The 2,697-nt window shown below is 70.4% G+C and carries 1 protein-coding gene; it reads right to left on the bottom strand.

Going from position 1 to position 2,697, the window contains the following annotated elements; genetic code table 11:
- Window positions 1–2,697: condensation domain-containing protein (locus tag ACWDD9_RS43785; RefSeq protein WP_449814779.1), on the bottom strand; the 2,697-nt coding region annotated here is incomplete at both ends.

The following is a 2,697-nucleotide window of genomic DNA, read 5'->3' as shown; positions in this document are numbered from 1 at the left end:
CAGATACGTCCCCACCAACGCCCGATGCGGCGCCACCACACCCTTCGGCCGACCCGTCGAACCCGACGTGAACATCACACACGCCACATCCTCCGAACCCACCACCACCGACGGCACCACCCCGCCCGCCGCCGGCTCCCACTCCTCATCCACCCACACCACACACTCCGCGAGCCCCTCCACCGACCCGCGCAACCCCGAACTCGACACCACCAGACCCGCACCCGCCTCGGCCACCACCAACGCCGACCGCTCCCGCGGGAACTCCGGATCCAACAGCGTGTAACCACCACCCGCCTTCAACACACCCAGCAACGCCACCACGAGATCCGCCCCACGCCCCAGGCACACCCCGACCAGCCCACCCCGCTCCAGACCGGACTCCACCAACCGCGCGGCCATCCGATCCGACAGAACATCCAACTCCCCGTACGACAACCGGCGATCACCATCCACCACCGCCACCGCACCCGGAGCCCGCACCACCTGCTCCCCGAACAACCCCGACACCGTCCCCGCCGGCACCGGGCCCCCACCACCACCCCACCCCGACACGACCAACTCACGCTCGCCACCCACCAACACCTCAACCGACCCGACCAACTGCTCCGGATCCGCGACCATGGCGGTCAACAGCGAACCGAGACGGCGGCCCAGCACCTCCACCGTGCCGTGGTCGAAGAGGTCCGCGGCGTACTGCAGCTCCACCTGGATCCCACCGGGCGTGCCATCGGCAGCCCAGGCCTCGGTGAAGGCGAAGTTGAGGTCGAACCGGGCCGGCGCCGTGTCGAAGGTCTCCGATTCCAGGGTGATGCCCGGGAGTTGGAGGCTGCCCTCGCTGTTGTTCTGCAGGACCAGCATCACCTGGAACAGCGGATGGACCGAGGCGGAGCGGACGGGGTTCAGCTCCTCCACCAGGCGCTCGAACGGCAGGTCCTGGTGGGTGAACGCCGCCAGATCCGTGTCCCGGACCCGGCCCAGCAACTCACCGAAGGTCGGCGCACCCGACACATCCGTCCGCAGCACCAGCGTGTTCACGAAGAACCCGACCAGCTTGTCCAACGCCTCGTCCGAACGCCCCGCCACCACCGTGCCGATGGGGATGTCCGTCCCCGCACCCAGGCGCGACAACAGAGCCGCCAGACCCGCGTGCAACACCATGAACAGCGTCACGCCATGCCGACGCGCCAACCCCTCCAACTCCGCGTGCAGCCCGGCATCCAGCCCGAACTCCACCAGACCACCCGCACGCGAACCCACCCCCGACCGAGGCCGATCCAACGGCAGCGCCACCTCCTGCGGCGCATCCCCCAACACCCCCGACCAGTAGGCGAGTTGCTGATCCAGGACCCCACCCAGCAGACCCTGCTGCCACAGCGTGTAATCCGCGTACTGCACCGGCAACGGCGACCACTCCGGAGCAACCCCCGCCAACCGGGCCCGGTACGCCGACGCCACCCCCTCCCACAACGGCTCCATCGACCAACCGTCACTCGCGATGTGGTGCAAGGTCACCACCAGCACCGACCCGCCCTCGGCGACCGTGAACAACACCACCCGTACGGGCAGATCGGTGGACAGGTCGAACGGCGTGAACGCGGCCCCGCGCACTGCCTCGTCGAGCGCGTCACTCCCGCACTCCACGGCCGTGAAGGGCACCTGGACGTCCTGGGCGGGCAGCACCAGCTGGCGGGGCTGTCCGTCGACCGCCGGGTAGACCGTCCGCAGCGCCTCGTGCCGGCCGACCACGTCGCCGATCGCCGCGCGGAGCGCCTCGACGTCCACCGATCCGTGCAGGCGGAACGCGAACGGGCTGTTGTAGGTGGCGGAAGCGCCCTCCAGCTGGTCGAGGAACCACAGCCGCTGCTGGGCGAACGACAGCGGCAGTACCTCCGGACGCTCACCCGCCACCAACGCCGGACGCGCCGGGCGGCCGTCCTTGAGCTTCTCGGCGACGCCGACGACCGTGGAGGCGTCGAACAGGTCGCGGATCCCGAGTTCGGCGCCGAAGGTGCTGCGGATGCGGCTGATCAGCCGGGCCGCGAGGAGCGAGTGCCCGCCCAGCGCGAAGAAGTCGTCGTCGATCCCCACCGACGGCAGGCCCAGCAGCTCCGCGAAGATGCCGCAGAGCAGTTCCTCCTGCACCGAGCGCGGTGCGCGTCCGCCCGGCTCGACGGCGGTGGCGGCAGGTGCGGGCAGTGCGCGCTGGTCCAGCTTGCCGTTCGGCGTGATCGGCAGCGCCTCCAACACCACCACCGCCGACGGCACCATGTGGCGCGGCAGGCGTTTGACCAGGAAGTGACGCAGTTCCGCCGCGTCCACGTTCCGACCGTTCACCGGGACGACGTAGCCGACCAGGCGCTTGTCGCCCGGTCGGTCCTCGCGTGCCACGACCGCGGCCTGCGCCACCGCCTCGTGCGCCAACAGGACCGCCGCGACCTCGCCCGGCTCGACCCGGAAGCCCCGGATCTTCACCTGGTCGTCCGCACGCCCCACATACTCCAGCACCCCGTCCGCACGCCAACGACCCAAGTCGCCCGTCCGGTACATCCGTTCACCCGACACACCCAGCGGATTCGCCACGAACCGCTCCGCCGTCAGACCCGCCCGACCCACATACCCGTGCGCCAGACCGGCCCCCGCCGCATACACCTCACCCACCACACCCGCCGGCACCGGACGCAACCACTCGTCCAA

It is taken from the genome of Kitasatospora sp. NPDC001119, from assembly GCF_053598475.1.
The sequence above is the reverse complement of the archived record's forward strand: the minus strand, read 5'-3'. Positions and strand labels throughout refer to the sequence as shown.